Here is a 21054-nt window from a genome sequence, read left to right as displayed (position 1 = left end):
TCCGCCCCCGGCCGTCGGGCATGATGGCGGCCGGGAGGACGCAATGAAGACGATCGACAAGGCCGACGAAGCCCAGCTGCTCGCTACCATCGACCGATGGATCGAGCGCGAGGTGGCGCCGCGCGTGAAGGAATTCGACCATGCCGACAAATGGCCGGCCGAGATCGTCGAGCAGATGAAGGAACTTGGCCTGTTCGGCGCCACGATCAGCCCGGAATATGGCGGGCTGGGCCTGCCGGCCACGACCTACGCCGAGATCGTGATGCGCGTCTCCTCGGTGTGGATGGCCATTACCGGCATATTCAATTCTCACCTGATGCTGGCACTGGCGGTCGAGAAGTTCGGCACGCCGCGTCAGAAGGAGCGCTGGCTACCCAAGTTCGCCACGGGCGAGGTCCGCGGCGGGCTGGCGCTGACCGAGCCGGATGCCGGCACCGACCTGCAGTCGATCCGCATGGTCGCCAAGCGCGACGGCAACGACGGCTATGTCATCAACGGTACCAAGACCTGGATCTCCAACGGCATAGAAGGCCATTGCTTCGCCATGCTGGTGAAGACCGATCCCGAGGCCAATCCGCGCCACACCGGCATGAGCCTGTTCATCACGCCCAAGGGGCCGGGCTTCACGGTCGGCCGCAAACTGGAGAAGCTCGGCTACAAGTCGATCGATTCGGGCGAGCTGGTGTTCGAGGATTACAGGATCCCGGCCGATCACCTGATCGGCGAGGTCGAGGGCCAGGGCTTCGCCCAGGTCGCGGGCGGGCTCGAACTCGGGCGCATCAACGTCGCTTCGCGCGGCGTCGGCATCGCCGAGGGCGCGCTGCGTCTGGCCACGAGCTATTCCCAGATGCGCAAGACCTTCGGCAAGCCGATCTGCGAGCACCAGGCGATCCAGCTCAAGCTGGGCGAGATGGCCACGCGCGCCCGCGCCGCGCGACTGCTGACGCTCGATGCCGCCGCCATCTTCGATCGCGGCGAACGCTGCGACATGGAAGCCGGCATGGCGAAATACTTCTCATCCGAAGCGGCGCTGGAGAACAGCATCGAATCGATGCGCATCCATGGCGCCTATGGCTATTCCAAGGAATACGACATCGAGCGGCTCTATCGCGACGCGCCGCTGACCTGCATCGGCGAGGGCACCAACGAGATGCAGCGCATCATCATCGCGCGGCAGCTGATCAAGCGGAATCCGATCTCGTGAACGGGGCGGGCAAGCCGCTCGAGGGCATCCGCGTCCTCACGCTCGAACAGTTCGGCGCCGGTCCATATGGCACGATGTTCCTGGCCGAACTGGGCGCCGAGGTCATCAAGATCGAGGCGCCGCAGGGCGGCGATCCCTCGCGGCAGGTCGGGCCGCACAAGCTCGGGCAGAACGACAGCGAGTATTTCCAGGCCTGGAACCTCGGCAAGAAGAGCGTGACCCTCGACATGAAGTCGGTGGAGGGGCGGCGGCAGTTCGAGGGACTTGTGAAGGGCGCCGACTGCGTCGTGAACAACATGCGCGGCACCCAGCCCGAGAAACTCGGCCTCGACTATGCCAGCTTGAAACACCTGAAGCCGTCGATCGTCTGCCTGCACATCTCCGCGTATGGGCGGGCCAATGAGCGCAGGGACTGGCCCGGCTACGACTTCCTGATGCAGGCCGAGGCCGGGCTGATGGAGCTGACCGGCGAGCCGGACGGGCCGCCGACGCGTGTGGGCGTTTCGATGATCGACAGCATGAGCGGCCTGACGGGCATCGTCGGCCTGCTGAGCTGCCTGCTGCGCGCGCGCACCACGGGACAGGGCTGCGACGTCGACACCTGCCTCTACGACGTCGCCATGCACCAGCTCACCTATCCCGGCCTGTGGTACCTGAACGAGGGCGATGTCTCGCCGCGGGTGCCGCGCAGCGCGCATCTTTCGCTCGCGCCGGTCCAGACCTTTCCGACGAAGGATGGCTGGATCTACGTCATGTGCATGACGCAGAAATTCTGGTTGGCGCTCTGCGAGGTGATGGACCGTGACGATCTCGCGGTCGATCCGCGTTTCCCCGATCCCAACACGCGGGCGAAGAACCGAGCGACGCTATCCGCCGAACTCGACGTGACGTTCCGCACGCGCACGACGGCGGAGTGGCTGGCGGCAATGAACGGGCTGCTGCCGGCTGCGCCGGTCTATCGGTTGGACCAGGCGCTCGACAGCGATTTCGCCCGAGGCACCGGGATGGTTTCGTCCGTGCCCCATCCGGTGAAGGGCAACCTGCGTATCCTCGCCAATCCCCTGCGCATCGATGGCGAACGGCTGGCGCAATCCGCCTGCTCGCCGCTCGGCGCCGACAACGAAGTATTACTGGGCAAGTCGTCATGAAACTTCAGGGCATCAAGGTCGTCGATCTCTCCTGGTTCCTGCCCGGGCCGTATCTCACCACGTCGCTGGCCGATCACGGCGCCGAGGTGATCAAGGTCGAACCGCCGGGCGAGGGCGATCCCGGTCGCCACATCCTGCCGCCGGACGAACGAACCTCGGTGTTCTTCCGCAACATGGGCCGCGGCAAGAAGAGCGTCGTGCTCGACCTGAAGAGCGAGCAGGGCCGCGCCGATCTCTTCCGCCTGGCCTGCGAGGCCGACGTGCTGGTCGAATCGTTTCGGCCCGGCGTCGCCGCGCGCTTTGGCATCGGCTACGACGCCGTCGCCGCGAAGAACCCCGGCATCGTCTATTGCTCGATCAGCGCCTTCGGCCAGGACGGAGCCTATCCCGGCCGCGCCGCGCACGATCTCGCGCTGGAAGCGATGACCGGCGTGCTGAGCCTGACCCTGGGCGACGACGGCCGGCCGGCGATCCCCGGCATTCCGGTCGCCGATCTGGTGAGCGGTCTCCATGGCCTGGCCGGTGTGCTGATGGCGCTGCTGCGCCGCAAGGACACCGGCCGAGGCGACTATATCGACGTCTCGATGCACGAATCGCTGATGGCCTCCTGTGCCAACGTGGTCGGCACGACGTTCGCCGAGAACAGGCATCCCGACGTAAAGCATCAGCGCACCACCGGCGGTTCGGCCTTCTACCGCGTCTACGACACGTCCGACTGCCGCCAGCTCGTGATCGCGGGCCAAGAGATGAAGTTCATCAAGAATCTTTTAGGGGCGCTCGGTCGGCCGGAGATGGCCGGGCTCTGCGAATGGCCCGGCGCGCATCAGAAGCCGGTGGTCGACTTCCTCGCCGCGACCTTCAGCGCGAAGCCGCTCGCGCACTGGATGGACACCCTCGCCACGCTCGACATCTGCTACGGCCCGGTGAACACGCTCCCCGAAGCCATCGCCGACGCCAACCTGCAGAAGCGCGGCTTCATGGTGACGGACGAGCAAGGCCGTCTCCACTTCGGCCCCGTCGTCCGCTTTAAGAACGAACCGTCGAGCCCGCTCTATCGCGAACCGCTGCTGGGCGAGCATACGGACGAAGTGCTGAAGCCTTAGCGGAAAGGTCCCTAAGGACCTTTATGCGGTTGTCAGCGCTACCGCCTTAGCCAGCGGCACCGGCGCATCGTCGAGGAGGAGCTTGATGGCCTCTTCCTCCCAGCCGGACTCGCCGAGCGACAGCGGGTCCTGCGGGGCGAGGCGGTGTTCGATGACCAGGCGCGACAGGAGGAGGCGGCGGGCGTCGCCGCCTTTGGCACCGAGGGTGGCACCTTCCCAGGCGAGCAGCGCGGCGGTCGTGGCGTGATAGAGGGCGCCGGCGGCGAGGCGCGAGCGCTTTTCCTGTTTGGGATCGGCGGCGACCGCCTCGACGAAGCGTTCGACGCGGTCGAGCGTGGCGCCGAGCAGCCCTTTGTACTGGCCGGGGAGGGCCCCGCTCGGCTCGTACTTGGCCTTCAGCGCGGCGGAGAGCGTCTTGTGGCCGCCGGCCTTGCCGACGGCGCGCTGCACCACGTCGAGGGCGTTGATGTTCGACGTGCCCTCCCACAGGGTACCGATCTGCGCGTCGCGCACCAGCCGCGCCGTCACCCATTCCTCAATGTAACCCAGCCCGCCCTTGACCTCGAGCGCGGCACTGGCGACCGGAATGTTGTCGCGGCAGGCGCGGAACTTGTAGACCGGCGTCAGGATGCGCAGCAGGTTGGCGGCGTCCTTGTCGCCTTTATCCGCCCGGCCCATCGCGTCAGCCGAAAAGGCGAACATCGACAGTGCCTGCTCGGTCGGCAGCATGATCTTCATGAGCTGGCGGCGCAGCAACGGATACTCGGCGATGGCGCTGCCGAAGGCGCGGCGGCCGCGCGCGGCGGCCAGCGCCTCGTTGAGGCAGCGGCGCATCATCGAGGCGGCGCGCACCCCGTGGCTCAGCCGTGACAGGTTCACCTGTTCCATCATCTGCTTGAAGCCGCGGTTCACGTCGCCCACGAGATAGGCGGTGGCGCCGTCGAGGATGATCTCGCCCGAGGCCATCGAGCGCGTGCCGAGCTTGTCCTTGAGACGCACGATCCGGTAGCTGTTGCGGCTGCCGTCCTCGAGGCGGCGCGGCAGGGCGAACAGGCCGAGGCCCGATGTGCCGGGGGCCGCGCCGCGCGGCCGCGCCAGCATCACCGCGACATCGGCGTCGGCATGGCTGCAGAACCATTTCTGGCCGTAGAGTTTCCAGCGCTCGACACCGTCGGGGCCGATGCCCACCCGCTCGGCCTCGGTCTCCAGCGCGCCGACGTCGGAGCCGCCGGCTTTCTCGGTCATGAACTGCGTGCCCTTCAGCATCGTCGCCGGATCCTGGCTGAGCAGCCGGTCGAGCAGCAGCTTCTTGAGCTCGGGCGAGCCGTAGCGCTTGATGATGAAGTTCGACGTGTCGGAGACGGACACCGGGCACATCAGGCCGAACTCGCCCTGCACGAACAGATAGGTGATGGCGTACTTCACCAGCGGATGGGCGGGTTCCGCCAGGCCGAGCACGCCGGCGCGATGGCTCATCGCGTGCATGCCGAATTCCTCGAAGGCGATCTTCTCCATCTCGCGATAGGCGGGATGGTAGTCGATCCAGTCCTCGTCGCGGCCGAAACGGTCGCGCGGCTGCAGCACCGGCGGATGCTTGTCGGCGACCATCGCCAGCGCGTCGAGCCGGCCGCCGGCCAGCTCGCCCAGGCGCTCGAAATGCGGCGTCATCTGCCGCAGCAGGCCGGGCTCCATGTAGAGCCGCATCAGGTCCTGGAACTGCCGGTCGATCGAATGGAAGTTCTGGCCGTGTGCGTCGGTGGCGATGTGATGGGCGCCGTGCGGCCCTTCGTTCAATCCGTGGGTCATGTCGGGCATGGTTTCCTCCGTCTGGTCTTTTCTTGTTATCGCCAGCCCTGCGTGAGCACGCGCGTCACATAGGGCGGCACGGTCTCGGTGGCGGGGCCATAGATGTGTTCGTGGAACAGGCTCTTGTTGTCGGTCGGTTCGAGATTGAGCTCGACGGTGCGGGCGCGCGGCGCGTGGCGGCGCACGTGCAGGACGAAGCCCGCGGCGGGATAGACCTCGCCCGACGTGCCGATCGCGAGAAAGAGGCCGCAGCGCTCCAGCACCGCGTAGATTTCCTCGAGGTGCATGGGCATCTCGCCGAACCAAACGATGTCGGGCCTGAGTTCGCCCACCGCGCCGCAGCTGGGGCAGACCGAGGCGGGTGTCAGGTTCTGGTCGGACTCGAACACCGTCTTGCATTTCATGCAGCGGATTTCGCCGTCGCGGCCGTGCATGTGGATCACCCGCTTCGATCCCGCCAGTTCGTGCAGCGGGTCGATGTTCTGGGTGATGATCGTCACCTCACCCTCATACTCGCGTTCCAGCCGGGCCAGCGCCTCGTGGGCGTCGTTCGGGTGAACGCCAGCGGCGCGAAACATGCCGCGCGTCTCGTTGTAGAAGTCGAGCACCTTCTTCTTGTCGCGGTGCCAGGCTTCCAGGGTCGCGACCTCCTCGAGATTGACCCTGTTCCACAGCCCGTCGATGTCGCGAAACGTGTCGATCCCGCTTTCCTTGGAGATGCCGGCGCCGGTCAGCACGGCGATGCCGGGCGGGAAGAAATCCTGATGCATGCCGCCAATCTAGCGCCGTGCTAGTGTCCGCGGCCATGACCATTGGAGTCCTGTTCGTCTGCACCGCGAATCTCTGTCGCTCGCCGATGGCCGAAGGCGTGTTCCGGGCCCTGGCGTCGAAGGCGGGCCTCGCGGACGCCCTCGAGATCGATTCGGCCGGCACCGGCGCCAGCCATGTCGGCCAGCCGCCGACCGGGCTCGCCGTCGAGGCGGCGGCGGCGCGCGGCTACGACATTTCCGGCATCCGGGCCCGCCAGGTGACGGGCGAGGATATCCGGCATTTCGACTGCGTCCTGGCGATGACCCGCACCCATCTCGTCGAGCTGCGCTGGCTGGCGCCGCGCGACCTCGCCGACCGGCCGCAGCTTCTGATGACCTACGCGCCGCCGATCGGCGTCCTCGACATTGCCGACCCGTTCGGCGGAACCGCCGACGACTATGAGCGTGCGATCCGCATGATCGAGGCCGCCGCGCGCGGCCTCGTCACGTATCTCGCATCCGACCTCAGAAAGGCCATTTGAGGCCAAGTTCACCGAAGCGGTTCAGCACGTTGAAGGTGAGCCGCGACACGTCGTTGTCGAACTTGTTGTGGGGCAGGCTGCCGCAATAGGTGATCGAGCCCACGGAGAACACCGCGCCGCCGTTCGGCTTCTCGATATAGGTCATGTCGGCGCGGATGAGCTGTTCCAGGGTCTGGCCGGGGATCGTCGTCGTGAAGCCCAGCCGTTCCTCGTGGACCACGACGAAGTTCCGGCGGTCGTGCCCTTCCGACGAGGCCAGAACCACGGCGTTGAGCGGACTGCCCAGCCGGTGGTCGAGCCGGTCGAGTTCGAAACCCGCCGCGCCGCCGCCCGAGAAGCCGTAGCCGCCGAACAACTCGTCCTTCACACCCTCGAACACCCAGGCATGGGTATTGTCGCGCGCCGCCGGCGACTGCCGGTAGGAATCGCCCACGAAGGTGCCCTGGCTCGAGAAGCCGATGCCGCAGAGGAGATTCGGCGGCCGGTCCGAGCGCCGCCACAAGCCGCCATAGGCGCCGTCGAACGCGTGAAAATATTCGCCCGGCTCGGCCGCCCAGGTGCGGATGCCGCCTTCGGTGCGTCGCACCTCGATGGCGCCGGGCACCTTGGGCGACAGCGCGACCCGCCAGTAGAAGCCGTTGCCGCCGAGATACATCAGCCGGCCGCCCGTCTCGGTGTAGGCCTGCAGCGCGTCGAGCGTCCCCTCGGTGTGGTACTCCGGATGCGAGCCGGTCAGTACGACCTTGTACGAGGCGAGCAATTCGACACCCTTCTCGTCGAGATCGTGGTCGGTCACCACGTCGAAGGCCACGCCCATGCGATCGAGCCAGCCGGTGAGATGCGTGTCGGCCGGCAGGTGACGCAGGCCGGAACCGGCCTCGTCGTTGAAACTGAGAAAGTTCGGCCGCCAGGTCAGCAGCGGGCGCAGCCGCGAGGAATAGGCCACACCCGAACCGTCGCGATGATGGTTGTAGGTCGACAGGCCGTAGTCGCCGTGCTCGTCGGGATTGTTCGGATAGGCCTTCCAGTCGGCGACGCGTTTGCGGAAGGCATCGTCGAACATGCCGCGCGAGAAGTTGGAATAGACCTGATAGGTGAAGGTCGAGGCGAGATAGCAGACTTTGGCCTGCGGCTTGCCGACCTGCGGTCGCACGAAGAACGGGATGACGTCGCGGTGGCTCCCGCAGGTGAGCTGGATGCCGTAGATGCCGCTCTTCATTTCCTTGGGGATGGTCAGGCTGAAATCGTCGAGCCAGCCGCAATCGTGCAGATCGTCGTCGTGAAAATGGATGGCGGCATAATGATGCGGCGCGCGACGCCAGTCGCGCTCAGCGCCGGTCCAGGCCGAGCCCTTCATGGCGCGGGTCGGCAGGTTGACCAGCTTCCCGTGCAGGCCATTGGGGCCGGTATCCTCGATCTCCATCGAGTCCATGCGGCGGGTGAAATCCCAGGCGGCGAATCCCTGGATGTGCGGCGCCTCGATCTTGCCGTTGAAGCAGCGCTGCGCCGGCCGGTCGGTCGCCGGCTCCGCGCCGATCATCACCGGAGCCGCAACCTCCAGGGCAGGAGACGAAGCCTTGCCGCTCGCCTCGCCCTCGTCGTCGGTGCCGAAGGCGCGCGTGAGCGGCTGCTGGCCGACCCGCAGGATGCCGGTCTCGGGATCGGCGCTCGCCCAGACGCGATACCAGATGCGGCCCCGCAGCTTCTTGCCCACGACCACGCGGTCCTTGCCGGTCTCCAGTGCCATGCCGTCGGGCGTGAGGACCAGGGCGAAGCCCGCGCCCGTCGCTGGATCGCGGTGCGATATCACCGTCTGCGGCCCATCCTCCGGCAGGGTCGGCCAGATCAGCGCCTCGACCTGGAGTGCCGCCGGCAGTCTTGCATCCTTCGTCTTCTCGACCAGACCGTAGGAGCCGGGCCAGGCATGCTGGATACGCGAGGCGAAACGGCCGTCGAAGAGGTCGGACATGTCTTCGAGCTTGGGCGGCGGTCCGCCGGGATTGGGGTCGCCGCGTACGATGCGGACCAGCATGGCATGGTAGGGGGTCGGTCCCGCGCTCGAGACCTTGAAGGAAATCTTCTCGCCGCTCCGTACCGAGATGCGGTCCGAGTAGCCGATCAACGCTGCGGTCACATTTATCTCCCAATTGCCGGGCGATATAGTCGCCTGAAATCAGGGAGCTTTGCTATGTCCAAGACAAACAAGACAATCGGGCGCCGTACTCTCATCGCCGGGGCCGTCGCCGTTCCTCTCGCCGCCCCGATGCTGGCGCGCCACGGCTGGGCGCAGTCGACCTACCCGAACAAGCAGGTCCGCGTGGTCGTGCCCTTCGCACCCGGCGGGACGACCGACCTGCTGGGCCGCATCGCCTCGGCGCACCTCCAGGAAGTCTGGGGCCAGACCTTTGTGGTCGACAACAAGAGCGGCGCCGGCGGCAATGTCGGGGCCGAGATCGTCGCCAAGTCGCCGGCCGACGGCTACACGCTGCTGCTGGGTACGGTCGGCACGGCCGTCACCAACCAGTTCCTCTACAAGAATATGCCCTACGACAGCGTGAAGAGCTTCGCGCCGGTCGCCCTGTTCGGCGAGGTCGCCAACGTGCTCGCGGTGCATCCCGACATGCCGGTGAAGACGGCCAAGGAATATGTCGAGTATTGCAAGAAGCAGGGCCCCAACAAGGTGAGCTTCGGCTCGCCCGCAGTCGGCGGCACTGGTCATCTCGCCATGGAATATTTCCAGTCGCTGGCCGGTTTCAAGGTCGAGCACGTCGTCTATCGCGGCAGCTCGCTGGTGCTGAAGGATCTGCTGGCCGGGCACATCCCCAGCACCATGGACAACCTCCCGCCCTACCTGCCGCACATCCAGTCGGGGGCGCTGCGGGCACTGGGCGTCAGCTCGGGCAAGCGCTGGTTCTCGCTGCCGGACACGCCGACCATCGCCGAGCAGGGCTTCGCAGGCTTCGATGCCGCGCCCTGGTGGTACGTCGCGGCGCCGGCCGGCACGCCGCCGGAGATCGTGAAGAAGCTCTCGGACGAGCTGGTGAAGGCGTCCAAGCAGCCCGACGTCATCAAGAAGATCCGCGACGCCGGCGCCGCCGAGCTGGGCGGCTCCTCGGAGGACCTCGCCAAGCACATGCAGACCGAGTACGTGAAGTGGAAGAAGGTCGTCGAGGCCGCAAAGCTGGAGCCGCAATGAGCCGTCCCGAGCTGAAGGGAAAGATCCAGACCGTTCTCGGGCCGATCGAGCCCGAGAAGCTTGGCCGCACGCTGATGCACGAGCATGTACTCTGTGACATCCGCCCGCCCGGCACGCGCTCCGACAACGATCTCGGCCCCGAGATCACCCTGGAGAATGTCTGGCAGATCAACTACGGCCGCGGCCTCAAGCGCGCCGGCCGCAAGTACATGCTCGACCTCGAGGACATCGCCACCCGCGAGGTGGCGATGATGAAGCACGAAGGCGGCGACGCCATCGTCGAACTATCGTGCGGCGGCCTCTCGCCCGATCCGAACGGGTTGCGCCGCATCGCGGCTGGCACCGGCGTCCATCTGGTGATGGGCTGCGGCTACTACGTGAACGACTACCAGGACCCGAAGAATCACGACCGCACGGTCGACGACTTCGCCGCCGAGATGATTGGCCAGATCCACGACGGCGCCTGGGGCACCGACGTCTGCGCCGGCATGATCGGCGAGATCGGCTGCCAGGCACCGTGGACCGACACCGAGAAGCGCGTGATGCAGGGCGCGTTCATTGCCGCCACCGAGACCGGCGCGTCGATCAACGTCCATCCCGGTCGCGATCCCGACCAGCCGCAGGAGATCGCCGACTTCGCCAAAGCGGCCGACTTTCCGACCGAACGCATCGTCATCAGCCACATCGACCGCACCGTGTTCGACGAGCCGCGGCTCCTGAAGCTCGCCGACTCCGGCATCACGGTGGAGTTCGATCTGTTCGGCCAGGAATCGAGCTACTACGGCCTCTCCGATATCGACATGCCCAACGACGCGACGCGGCTCAAGCTGATCCGCGCGTTGATCGAGGCCGGCCATCTGGAACGCGTCGTGATCAGCCACGACATCTGCTACCGCACCCGGCTCGCGAGCTTCGGCGGCCATGGCTACGGCCACATCTTCCGCAACGTCGTTCCGATGATGCAGAAGCGCGGCTATAGCGAGGCCGAGATCGACGCGATCCTCGTGGACAACCCGCGGCGGCTGCTGACGTTCGTGTGACGCTGGTTACAATACGGGCTGGGCGTCAAGCGCCATCAGAGGCAGGGATTTTTCGCTGGCGGTCGCGGCACGGCGAGGCCTTGCCAGAGTTCCTGTCGAAACTTCTCGGGTTCCTTATTCCAGGCACTGAGAAGTTGTCCCTGGCCTTGGCAGAAGCTCCTCTGCGCTGAGGGCACGCCGTACCTTTCGACCCCGGCAGCCACCTTCGCTCTGCGTTCCGCTATGGCCTTTTCCAACTCGGCTTTGCTGACCGGACGGAGGCTGTTGGCGACGATGAAGTTGTTTGCGGCGTCGACGTAGTCAGAAAGCATCTTGCTAAGCTGCGCATATTCGCTCGGGTAGCAGAGGTCTGCCGCGATCTGGGTCTCGACCGCGAGGCTCCAGATGCAGAGGACGGCAGGGCCGGATCCGTCGATGCTTATCTCCTTGTCACCTTGGATGATCACCTCGACTCCGGCACGCTTGATCGTGACGATCTCCGTCCCGTCCTTTGCCCGGCCCTTGATCACTTCTGTTCCTGGCTGCCTGGCGATCACATCGAGATCAAGTGGCTGAGCGATCGCGGCGCCCGCATATGAGAACAGACAAAGAGCGAGCAGCAGTTTTAGCATGCTGTTTTCCTCTGCCTCCCGTCAGAACGTCAGGTCGTAGGTCGCCACGGCCGTGTAGATCGGTCCGCCACGGCCGGTGCGGCTCGAATAGAGGGTGAAATGCTCGGCCACCCACGGTTCCAGGCGGAACGTGCCGTGGCTCGCCATGAACTGCGCGATGTGATGACCGGTTTCGCCGCCAGCGGGGAAGCGCGCCAGGGTGACATGCGGGCGGTACTTGCGGCGTTCGACTTCGATACCGCAGTTGCGCGCGACCGTGGTCACCTTCTGCTGCAGCCAGTCGAGGCGTTCGCTGCGTTCGACGAGGGCCACCAGGGCGCGCGGCTGTTTGCCGTTGCTGAACTGGTCGACGCCGGCGATCGACACCGAAAAGGGCGGACCTTCGATGTCGGCCAATTCCTCCTCGAAGTCGCGCATCGTGCCGCCCTGGACCTCGCCTGCGAAGCAGAGCGTGACATGCAGGTTCTCTGCCGGCACCCAGCGCGCGTCGGGTACGCCTGACTGCAGCGCCGAAAGCGCATCGGCGATCTCGTCAGGGACGGGCAGGGCGACGAACAGGCGCGGCATCGTCGAGATTCTTGGTCACGAAGGGCAGGATGCGCTCGACGATGACGTCGACGCCCTTGGCGTTGGGATGGATGCCGTCGGGCTGGTTGAGCGCGGGATCCTGGGCCACGCCGTCGAGGAAGAAGGGATAGAGCGGCACGCCGTGCTTGTCGGCGATCTTCTTGTAGATCACGTCGAACTGCTTGACGTATTCCGGCCCGAAGTTGCGCGGCGCCATCATGCCGACCAGCCAGACGGTCGTGCCCGCCTGTTTCAGTTTGTCGACGATGGCATCGAGATTGCGCTCGGTGGCTGCCGGATCGAGGGCGCGCAGCATGTCGTTGCCGCCCAGCTCGACCATCACGATGTCGGGCTTGTCGGCCAGCATCCAGTCGATGCGCTCGAGGCCGCCCATCGTCGTGTCGCCCGAAACGCCGTGGTTTATGACGGTGACGTTGCGGCCCCTGTCCTTCAGCGCCGCCTGCAGGCGGTTGGGAAAGGCCTGCGCCGGGGCGAGGCCGTAGCCCGCGGCCAGGCTGTCGCCCAGGATCGCGAGTTTTATCGGCTCGCTTTGTGCATGGACGTTCGCGGGCGCCGTCACGGCCGCAAGGCACAGGATCAGCGCCAGGAATGCCGCGATCCGCGAATTGACCGTCGCCGTAAAACCACCATATCGATTTTGCAGTTTCATTCTCCGCCTGTCCCAGGAGCCTGCTTGGCCGAGCCGCTTCCCATCGCACAATTTCCGATCGTTCGCCTGACCGACGTGCATCTCGACATGGCGAGCGATGCCGGCACGGTCAATATCCTGCGCGGCGTCACTCTCGACATCGCGCCCGGCGAGATTGCGGCGGTGGTGGGGCCTTCGGGTGCCGGCAAGTCGAGCCTGATGATGGTGGCGGGCGGGCTGGAGCGCGCGACGTCGGGCCGGGTCGAGGTCGCCGGCAACGATCTCGGCCCCATGGGCGACGACGACCGGGCGCGGCTGCGCCGCGACCATATCGGCATTGTGTTCCAGGGCTTCCATCTCATTCCGACCATGACGGCGCACGAAAACGTGGCGCTGCCGCTCGAATTCGCCGGCCGCTCCGATGCGTTCGATCTCGCGGAAGCGGCGCTGAAGAGGGTCGGGCTCGGCCATCGCATCGGCCACTATCCCGCGCAGCTGTCCGGCGGCGAGCAGCAGCGCGTGGCCGTGGCTCGCGCCTTCGTTGGCCGACCCAAGCTGATGCTGGCCGACGAACCGACCGGCAATCTCGACGGCGCCACCGGCAGGCAGGTGATGGATCTGCTGTTCGAGGTCGCGCGCACCGACAACACGACGCTGATCCTGATCACGCACGATATGGGCCTCGCCGAGCGGTGCGACCGGGTGCTGCGCATCGCCGACGGGCTGCTGGTGGCGGACGATCGCCTGCGCGCGCTCGCCGCGCAGTGACGACGTTTCCATGAACCTCGCCTTTCGCCTCGCCCGCCGCGAGATGCGCAGCGGCCTCGGCGGTTTCCGTCTGTTTATCGCCTGCCTGGCGCTGGGCGTCGGCGCCATCGCGGCAATCCTGTCGTTCAGCCGCGCCATCGAGGAAGGGCTGCGCGCCGATGCGCGCGAGATCCTGGGCGGCGACGTCGCGATCTCGCTGCTCTATCGCGAGGCCACGCCGGAGCAGATCGCCTTCATGCGCGAACAGGGCGAATTCGTACGCTGGCTCGACAGCCGCGCCATGGCGCGACCGACCAAGCCCGACGGGCGCCCGACCCTGGTTCAGCTCAAGGCCATCGAACCGGCCTATCCGCTCTATGGCAAGCTCGAGATGGCCGATGGCGGCACGCTGGCCAACGCGCTGGGCAAGCGCGACGGCATCTGGGGCGCCGCGGTCGAGGAATCGGCCCTGCGCCGCATGAACATGGCGCCCGGCGACATGCTGAAGGTCGGCGACACGGCGGTGGAAGTGCGCGGCATCATCGCGCGCGAACCCGACCGCGGCCTCAATGCCTTCGCGAGCCTGGGGCCGCGCCTGATGATCCCGCTCGATGCCGCCCTGGAATCGGGTCTCGTTCAGCCGGGCAGCCTGCTCACCTGGGAATATCGTCTGCGCCTGCCGCCCGGCCGCTCGGACAAGGCGGTGATCGCGGCGCTGAAGGCCCGCTTCCCCGACGCCGGCTGGCGGGTGAGGGGCCTCGACGATGCCGGCGGCAGCATCCGGTTCTGGCTCGACCGGCTGACGCAGTTCATCGGCCTGATCGGCCTCGCCTCGCTGCTGGTCGGCGGGGTGGGCGTGGGCAATGCCGTCTCGAGCTTCCTCGCCGCGCGACTGCGCACCATCGCGACCCTGAAGTGCCTGGGCGCGCCGGAGAGGCTGGTCTTCACGACCTACTTCATCCAGCTCGCGGCGCTGGCGGCGCTGGGCGTCGGCATCGGCCTGATGCTCGGCGCGGCTCTGCCGTTCGTCGCCCAGTCGGCGATCGCCGACGTGCTGCCGGTCCGCGCGCGGGTCGCGCTCTATGCCGGACCGCTGGCGACCGCCGCGGGCTTCGGCCTGCTGGTCTCGCTCCTGTTCGCCCTGGTGCCGCTGATGCGCGCCCGCAGCGTCTCGGCGGCGACGTTGATGCGCGGCGCCGTGGTCCAGCAAGGCGGTCGGCTGGCCTGGCGCGACGCCCTGGTGCTGGGCGCCGCGGCGGTCGGGCTGGCGGCCTTCACGATCTTCACCGCCGACAGCCGCCGCATCGCGGCCTATTTCGTACTGGGCTCGGTTGGCGCCTTCATCGCCTTTCCTCTCCTGGCGCGGCTGCTGATGCTGGGCGCCGCCCGGATCGGCAAGCCCAAATTCGCCGCGCTCCGGCTGGCGCTCGCCAACCTGCACCGGCCGGGCGCACCAACGCCCATCGTCATGCTGTCGCTGGGGCTCGGCCTCACCGTGCTGGTGGCGACGGCCCTGATCGAGGGCAATCTGCGCGAACAGCTCACCCAGCGCATTCCCGGCGACGCCCCGGCCTTCTTCTTCGTCGACATCCAGTCGAGCCAGATGCCGGCCTTCGAGAAGGCGATCGCTGCCATCCCCGGCGCCGGGCCGCTCGACAAGGTACCGTCGCTGCGCGGCCGCATCGTCAAGATCGGCGGCAAGCCGGTGAGCGAGATCGCGGTGCCGTCCGACGCGCGCTGGGCGGTCGAGGGCGATCGCGGCGTGACCTATTCGGCGACCCCGCCCGAGGGCTCCCGCATCGTCGCCGGCGAATGGTGGCCGGCCGACTATCGCGGGCCACAGCTCATCTCGTTCGACGAGAATCTGGCCAACCAGTTCGGCCTGGGGCTGGGCGACAGCATCACCGTGAACGTCCTGGGGCGCGACATCGAAGCGAAAATCGCCTCGCTGCGGCGCATCGAATGGACGACGCTCGCCATCAATTTCGTGTTCGTCTACTCGCCCGGCACGCTCGACAAGGCGCCGCACACCTTCCTCGCCACGGTGAAATCGACGCCCGAGGCCGAGGATGCGATCTTCAAGTCCGTCACCGACCAGTTTCCCAACGTCACCGTCGTGCGCATCCGAGACGCCATCGAGACGGCGGCCGGCGTGCTGGGCAATATCGGGCTGGCCAGCCGGGTGATCGGCCTCCTCAGCATCCTGGCCGGCGTGCTCGTGCTGGCGGGCGCCATGCTCGCCACCCAGCGCCGCCGTGTCCACGAGGCGGTGGTCATGAAGGTGCTGGGCGCCACCCGCGCTCGCATCGCCGGGACCTTCGCCTGGGAGTTCGCCTTCCTCGGCCTCGCGACCGCAGCGGCGGCGCTCGGTGTGGGGACGCTGGCCGCCTATCTCGTGGTGCGCCGCCTCATGAACCTCGAATGGACGTTCCTGCCGACGGTCGCGGTGGCGGTCGCCGTGGGGGCGATGGCGCTCACCTTGGCCTTCGGGCTGGCGGGAAGTTTGGCGGCCATGCGGCAAAGACCGCTTGCCTTGTTGCGCAATGAGTGAACTAATTATTCTCCGGCAGGGGCCCAAATTGGAATCCCTTCGCGCTACTTGGCTATTGATTCAGTCGATCTGTAACCCCAGATTACTCGTCGAAGGGGCTCGGCAAACGTGGCCCCCTTGGAGGCTTGAACCAGATGGTAAATCCGAACTTCGGCACCTTTAATCGCGCCGGCACCGTTGCCGACCAGGCGTCGTTCGATGTCGGTCTGCGCGCCCACATGGTGCGCGTGTACAACTACATGGCTTCGGGGCTCGCGCTGTCGGGCATCGTGGCCTTCGGCCTGTTCAGCTCGCCGGAACTCGCCAGCCTGTTCTTCCAGGTTCAGTCGGGTCGCGTCGTCGGCCTGAACATGCTGGGCTGGATCGCGATCTTTGCTCCGCTCGGCCTGCTGCTCCTGACCTCGTTCCGCGCCGCGCAGATGAGCGTGATGTCGGTGCAGGCGGTCTACTGGGCGGTCACGGCGTTGATGGGCGTCAGCCTGTCGCTGCTGCTGTTCCGCTACACCGGCGCCAGCGTCGCGCGCACTTTCTTCGTGACGGCCGCCGCCTTCGGTGCGCTCAGCCTCTATGGCTACACGACGAAGCGTGACCTCACGGCGATGGGCAAGTTCCTGTTCATGGGCGTGATCGGCCTGATCCTGGCCGGCCTCGTCAACATGATCTGGCCGTCGGGAACGATGAGCTTCATCATCTCCGCCGCGGGCGTGCTGATCTTCTCGGGCCTGATCGCCTACGACACCCAGAAGATCAAGGAGCAGTATTCCGAGGCCTGGGGCACGGACATGGTTGAGAAGGTCGCTATCTTCGGTGCGCTCAGCCTGTACCTGGACTTCGTGAACCTGTTCCAGTTCCTCATGAGCTTCCTGGGGCAGTCGCGCGACTAGCTCGCCTGAACCATCGAGACAGTCCAAGGGCGCCCGGGTCGAAAGACCCGGGCGTTCTGCTTTCGGAGGGGGCGGGACCATCTCCCAAGATTGCGCCGTGCGCCTGCCGCCCTATACTTTCGGGATGCGGCGGACCTCCTACGAACAGATGAATTGCTCGATCGCTGCGGCGCTCGACATCGTCGGCGAGCCGTGGACGCTTCTCATCGTGCGCGACGCCTTCTATGGCGTTCGCCGCTTCGACGACTTCCAGGAAAATCTCGGCATCGCGCGCAACGTGCTGACCGCGCGGCTGAAGAAGCTCGTGGAGGCCGGCATCTTTCGCAAGACCGCCTATCGCCAGCGTCCGTTGCGCCACGAATACCGTCTCACCGAGAAGGGAGCGGCGCTGTTCACCGTCATCGTCGGGCTGAAGCAATGGGGTGACCGATTCGGCCCCGCCGCGCGCGGCGGCAAGCCGATGGACCTGGTGGATCGCGCCGACAATCGCCCGCTCGAACCGGTGCTGATCGATGCCGAGAGCGGCCGCCGCCTCGAACTCACCAACGTGCGCGCGGTGGCGGGACCGGGCGCCGATGAGAGCACGCGCACCTTCTTCGAGCGTTTGGCGCTCAATCGGCCGGCGCGGTAGCAAAATCCGTCGTCTCGACCGGAGCGCCCCCCGAATGCCTCGGGGCAGGCTCCGCGCGGAGTGGAGAGACATTCGCGCCACCAAAGGCCGGCTGGCTGTAGAGAAGATGTCTCCGCTACGCCTCGCTGCCCTCGGCTTCGGTCGAGATGTTGGTATTCAGTCCTTCGTCTCGGGCTCGAGCCTCTTGCCGTCGATCAGACGCGCGGCGCGGTCGGCGGCGTCCTTGTCCGCGTCCTTCTCTACGCGCGTGCGGCCGAAGCGGCGGCGGTTCGCGTCGGCTTCCGTCTCGCGTTGGCGTTTCGCCTTGTCTTTGCGGGCGCGTCGCAGGTTGACGATTTCGGCCATGGATTTCTCTATGCCGCGCCTGCAGTCGATGCGCTAGTCTTGCGGCGCCGGACCGGGGAGCCCTGCTCATGACATCAAGAACCCGCAAGCGTCTCCTGATCGGCGGCGGCGGCATCGTCGCGCTGCTGGTCGCAGCCCTCGTGGCCTTGCCTGCCTTGATCGACGTCAATTCCTACAAGCCGCTCATCGTCTCCCAGGTGAAGATGGCGACTGGCCGCAACCTCGTGATCGATGGCCCGATCTCGCTGTCGCTCTTCCCCACGCCGACCGTCAGCGTGACCGGCGTGAAGTTCTTCAACGTGGCCGGCTCCAAGAACGCCAACATGGTCGAGGTGAAGTCGGTCACCGTGAAGCCGTCGCTGCTGGCGCTGCTGGGCGGCAACATCGAAATCAGCGAAGTGACGCTGGTCGAACCCAAGATCGTGCTGGAGATCAATGCCGAGGGGAAGCCGAACTGGGAGTTCGCACCGTCGGTCGCCGAAGCGAAGCCCGCTGCGGCCAAGCCGAGCTCACCGCGGCCGCTGTCGCTGGGCCGCCTCACCATCGACGACGGCACGCTGATCTTCAGTGATTCGAAGGCGGGCGTATCGGTGATCGCGGAAAAGGCAAACTTCACCGCTTCGGTCGGCTCGATCGACGGTCCCTATTCGCTGGCGGGCGATGCCGCGGTCAACGGTGCGCCGCTGCGGCTCGATCTCGCCGTCGGTGCGCGGGGCGCCAATGGGCACACCGCCGACCTCGCCCTGCAGGCGGGCGGCGGAAAGCTCAGCTTCAAGGGCACGCTGAGCGAGCTCGGCGCGGCGGCCAAGGTTTCCGGCTCAGCCTCCGCTTCGGCCGAGTCCCTCAAGACCTTCGTCGGCACGCTGGTCAAGCTCGCGGGCCAGCCCGAGCCTCCGCTGCCGGCGCTGCTCGCCGGCAAGTTCAGCTTCGACGGAGCCGTCGACATGTCCCAGACGGCATTTGCCGCACGGGATTTCAAGATCGCCCTGGGCCAGGACAGCGGCTCGGGATCGCTTTCGGTCGCGCTGAAGCCAAAGCTCGCCGTCGAGGGCAAGCTCGCCGTGCCGAAGCTCGACCTCGACCGCTGGCTGGCGGCGATCCAGCAGCCCGCGCCAGCTGCAATGGCCGCCGCTCCCGCTGCGGCGCAAGCCAGCGCGCCCGCAGCGGCGTCGCAGAGCTACCTTGGGGATCTCACGGCGAAGGTCGCCTTCGAAATCGGCGAGGTGATCTACAACAAGCAGCCGGTCCGCAACGTCGTGCTGGAGATCGATGCCAAGAGTGGCGCCGTCGCGGTGCCGAAGCTCACGGCCACGCTGCCGGGCGAGATGGTCCTGCAGGCGCAGTCGACCCTGACGGGTGACGCCGCGCGCCCTGGCGTCACCGGGCAGTTCAGCTTGGTCGGGCCCAAGCTGCGCGAGACGCTCTCGTGGCTCGCCGTCGACCTGTCGTCGGTGCCGCCCTCCAAGCTGCAGAAACTCAGCCTGCGCGGCCGCATGTCCTCGACCGGCGGCAACGTCCAGGTGAGCGACGCCGTCTTCGAACTCGACGACCTCAAGGGCAGCGGCGGCGTGACGGTCACCTTCACCGTGCCGCTGTCGATCGTGACCAGCGTCAGTCTCGAGACGCTCGACCTCGATTCCTTCCTGGTCCCGGTCGCGGCGCGGCAGAAGCCTGCCGCTGCCTCCGGAGCTTCTGCGCCGCCGTCGGCACTCGCCGTGGCCGGCCCCACGGTCGGGCTCAAGGCCAAGGTGGCCCGGCTCATCTACAACAAGGAGACGATCCAGGGGGTCGATGTCGACGTCGCGCTGCAGGGCAGCACGCTGCGGGTGAACGACGTCAAGGTGTCGAACCTGGGGGGCGCCCGTCTCGCGGTGCGCGGCACCGTCGCCAACTATGCGGCGCCGCAGCCGCGGGCCGACATCGCCTTCAATTTCGAGGCGCCCGACATGAGCCGCGTGCTGAAGGTCGCCGGCACCACCGGGCCGGCCGATCTCGGCGCGGTGAGCGCGAGTGGCGGCGTCGCCGGTACGATCGAACAGCTCACCCTGCGCGATCTCAATGTCACTGCCATGGGGCAGAGCGTGAAGGCGACCGGCACCCTGGCGCTGCCGGGTGCGTCGAAGGGGGCCCCGCAGTCGGCCGCTTACAAGGGCAACCTGGTGCTGAACGGCCAGGCGCTCGACGGTTCGATCGATGCCCGCCTGACCGGCCGCACGACCGTAAATGCCGACCTGCGCGCGGGCGTGCTCGATCTCGACCGGATCGGCGGCAGCGGGGGAGGGCCTGCGCGACCGGCCGCGCGAGGCCAGGCGGCCGCCAAGCCGATCGACACGGCGGCGCTGCGCAGCATCGACGGCTCGCTGAAGCTGGTGGCCGGCACCTTGGTCAGTTCGCCGCTGCGCATCGGCAATGCCGACCTCGCGGCTTCGCTGAAGGATGGCATCCTGACGGTGCAGCATTTCAAGGGCTCGCTCTTTGGCGGCTCACTGGCCCTCGCAGGCACCGTCAATGCCACCCGGCCGGCGCTGTCTCTCGACTTCAAGGGCGATGCCAACAGCATCATCCTGGGTGAGATGCTGCGCAGCACCTCCGGCTCCAACCAGTTCGGCGGCGCCATCAAGGTGACGATCGACGGCAAGCTCAATGCCAACGGCATCACCCTGCGGGGCAGCGGCACGACCGCCGAGCAGATCAGGGCGTCGATGGCGGGCGGCGCGCAGCTCGGCGGGCACATCTTCGTCGGTGCCGACAAGGCGCTGCAGATGCTGGGCTCGGTGGCGGCGGGCGCCGCCAGCACGGTGATCGACCAGACCCTGGGCAATGTGCTGGGCGCCGTCGGCCAGCGCGGAATGTCGCCCACCAGCATGCTGAACGCGATCTCGCTGGTGTTGAATCGCTTCGTCAACCACGACAGCCCGATCTCGGGCCATGTCGACATCGCGGGCGGCGTGCTGACCGACAAGGGGCTGGCGGTGCAAGGCAATCGCGCCACGGCGCGGATCTCGACCCGCACCAATCTCGGCGCCTCGACCACCGACACGACGGTCAATTTCTACATCGCCGAGGACGGGTCCGCGCCCTACCTGATCACGACCGCACGGGGCGCGATGTCCTCGCCGTCGCTCGGCGTCTCGCGCGGCAGCGCCAAGGACCCGCCGGGCATGGCCAGCACGCTGCCGGGCGCGCAACAGCTGCAGCAGCTGGAGCAGATCCTGCCCGGCCAGCAGCGCTCGCTGATCCCCAACATTCCGATCCCCAATATTTTCGGCCGTTAGGAGTTC

18 protein-coding genes are annotated in these 21054 nt (G+C 66.9%); 11 read left to right on the top strand and 7 right to left on the bottom strand.

Going from position 1 to position 21054, the window contains the following annotated elements:
* The first annotated feature begins 43 nt into the window (after positions 1-43).
* From ACT6UX_RS14170 to ACT6UX_RS14160, 3 genes are read left to right on the top strand one after another with little or no spacing between them, the layout of a single operon-like run.
* Entirely contained in the window at positions 44-1204 is a 1161-nt protein-coding gene (locus tag ACT6UX_RS14170) for an acyl-CoA dehydrogenase family protein (RefSeq protein WP_444775800.1), read from the top strand.
* Positions 1201-2352, top strand: a complete 1152-nt coding sequence (locus tag ACT6UX_RS14165) for a CaiB/BaiF CoA transferase family protein (RefSeq protein ID WP_444775799.1) — start codon at positions 1201-1203, stop codon at positions 2350-2352. Before ACT6UX_RS14170 ends, ACT6UX_RS14165 begins: the two co-directional genes overlap by 4 nt.
* Positions 2349-3455, top strand: coding sequence for a CaiB/BaiF CoA transferase family protein (locus ACT6UX_RS14160; RefSeq protein ID WP_444775798.1), 1107 nt, complete (start codon positions 2349-2351; stop codon positions 3453-3455). Before ACT6UX_RS14165 ends, ACT6UX_RS14160 begins: the two co-directional genes overlap by 4 nt.
* A gap of 21 nt (positions 3456-3476) precedes the next feature.
* Here the strand turns inward: ACT6UX_RS14160 and ACT6UX_RS14155 are convergent, their stop codons facing one another.
* Together ACT6UX_RS14155 and ACT6UX_RS14150 are read right to left on the bottom strand one after the other, a co-directional pair.
* Positions 3477-5270, bottom strand: a complete 1794-nt coding sequence (locus ACT6UX_RS14155) for an acyl-CoA dehydrogenase family protein (RefSeq protein ID WP_444775797.1) — start codon at positions 5268-5270, stop codon at positions 3477-3479.
* Between the two features lie 26 nt (positions 5271-5296).
* Positions 5297-6031 (bottom strand): NAD-dependent deacylase, encoded by a 735-nt coding sequence (locus ACT6UX_RS14150; protein WP_444775796.1) that lies wholly within the window; start codon positions 6029-6031, stop codon positions 5297-5299.
* Between the two features lie 35 nt (positions 6032-6066).
* Between ACT6UX_RS14150 and ACT6UX_RS14145 the strand changes: the two genes are divergently transcribed.
* Positions 6067-6552: a low molecular weight protein-tyrosine-phosphatase gene (locus tag ACT6UX_RS14145; protein WP_444775795.1), complete on the top strand. Its 486-nt coding sequence runs from the start codon at positions 6067-6069 to the stop codon at positions 6550-6552.
* On the opposite strand, the gene ACT6UX_RS14140 is transcribed toward ACT6UX_RS14145, so the two are convergent.
* Positions 6536-8686 (bottom strand): N,N-dimethylformamidase beta subunit family domain-containing protein, encoded by a 2151-nt coding sequence (locus ACT6UX_RS14140; protein WP_444775794.1) that lies wholly within the window; start codon positions 8684-8686, stop codon positions 6536-6538. The two genes, ACT6UX_RS14145 and ACT6UX_RS14140, sit on opposite strands and share 17 nt — an antisense overlap.
* A 54-nt stretch (positions 8687-8740) precedes the next feature.
* On the opposite strand from ACT6UX_RS14140, the gene ACT6UX_RS14135 reads away from it, so the two are divergent.
* Positions 8741-9748, top strand: a complete 1008-nt coding sequence (locus ACT6UX_RS14135; RefSeq protein ID WP_444775793.1) for a Bug family tripartite tricarboxylate transporter substrate binding protein — start codon at positions 8741-8743, stop codon at positions 9746-9748.
* Complete coding sequence (locus ACT6UX_RS14130) at positions 9745-10788, top strand: phosphotriesterase family protein (protein WP_444775792.1); 1044 nt, start codon at positions 9745-9747, stop codon at positions 10786-10788. The genes ACT6UX_RS14135 and ACT6UX_RS14130 overlap by 4 nt, the downstream gene beginning before the upstream one ends.
* A gap of 35 nt (positions 10789-10823) precedes the next feature.
* On the opposite strand, the gene ACT6UX_RS14125 is transcribed toward ACT6UX_RS14130, so the two are convergent.
* From ACT6UX_RS14125 to ACT6UX_RS14115, 3 genes are read right to left on the bottom strand one after another with little or no spacing between them, the layout of a single operon-like run.
* The gene (locus ACT6UX_RS14125) at positions 10824-11399 is read right to left on the bottom strand and encodes a hypothetical protein (protein WP_444775791.1); all 576 of its coding nucleotides are present in this window, start codon (positions 11397-11399) and stop codon (positions 10824-10826) included.
* 21 nt (positions 11400-11420) lie between these two features.
* Positions 11421-11966, bottom strand: a complete 546-nt coding sequence (thpR, locus tag ACT6UX_RS14120) for an RNA 2',3'-cyclic phosphodiesterase (RefSeq protein ID WP_444775790.1) — start codon at positions 11964-11966, stop codon at positions 11421-11423.
* Positions 11932-12636 (bottom strand): arylesterase, encoded by a 705-nt coding sequence (locus ACT6UX_RS14115; RefSeq protein WP_444775789.1) that lies wholly within the window; start codon positions 12634-12636, stop codon positions 11932-11934. Before ACT6UX_RS14115 ends, thpR begins: the two co-directional genes overlap by 35 nt.
* Positions 12637-12723: 87 nt before the next feature.
* Here ACT6UX_RS14115 and ACT6UX_RS14110 point away from each other — a divergent pair, with 87 nt between their 5' ends.
* The 4 genes from ACT6UX_RS14110 to ACT6UX_RS14095 all read left to right on the top strand — a co-directional run bounded on the left by ACT6UX_RS14110 (position 12724) and on the right by ACT6UX_RS14095 (position 17428).
* A complete protein-coding gene (locus ACT6UX_RS14110; protein ID WP_444775894.1) occupies positions 12724-13383 on the top strand; it encodes an ABC transporter ATP-binding protein in 660 nt (219 codons plus the stop codon).
* A 10-nt stretch (positions 13384-13393) separates the two neighbouring features.
* A complete protein-coding gene (locus tag ACT6UX_RS14105; protein ID WP_444775788.1) occupies positions 13394-15913 on the top strand; it encodes an ABC transporter permease in 2520 nt (839 codons plus the stop codon).
* Positions 15914-16047: 134 nt separating this feature from the next.
* Positions 16048-16797, top strand: a complete 750-nt coding sequence (locus ACT6UX_RS14100; protein WP_444775787.1) for a Bax inhibitor-1/YccA family protein — start codon at positions 16048-16050, stop codon at positions 16795-16797.
* A gap of 97 nt (positions 16798-16894) precedes the next feature.
* Positions 16895-17428, top strand: coding sequence for a winged helix-turn-helix transcriptional regulator (locus ACT6UX_RS14095; RefSeq protein WP_444775786.1), 534 nt, complete (start codon positions 16895-16897; stop codon positions 17426-17428).
* 156 nt (positions 17429-17584) lie between these two features.
* Here ACT6UX_RS14095 and ACT6UX_RS14090 read toward each other — a convergent pair whose 3' ends face one another.
* A complete protein-coding gene (locus ACT6UX_RS14090) occupies positions 17585-17773 on the bottom strand; it encodes a DUF4169 family protein (RefSeq protein ID WP_444775785.1) in 189 nt (62 codons plus the stop codon).
* 68 nt (positions 17774-17841) lie between these two features.
* On the opposite strand from ACT6UX_RS14090, the gene ACT6UX_RS14085 reads away from it, so the two are divergent.
* Positions 17842-21048: an AsmA family protein gene (locus ACT6UX_RS14085; protein WP_444775784.1), complete on the top strand. Its 3207-nt coding sequence runs from the start codon at positions 17842-17844 to the stop codon at positions 21046-21048.
* Positions 21049-21054: the final 6 nt, after the last annotated feature.

Origin of the sequence: Reyranella sp., from assembly GCF_052439685.1 — a bacterium.
GTDB lineage: Bacteria > Pseudomonadota > Alphaproteobacteria > Reyranellales > Reyranellaceae > Reyranella.
The sequence above is the reverse complement of the archived record's forward strand: the minus strand, read 5'-3'. Positions and strand labels throughout refer to the sequence as shown.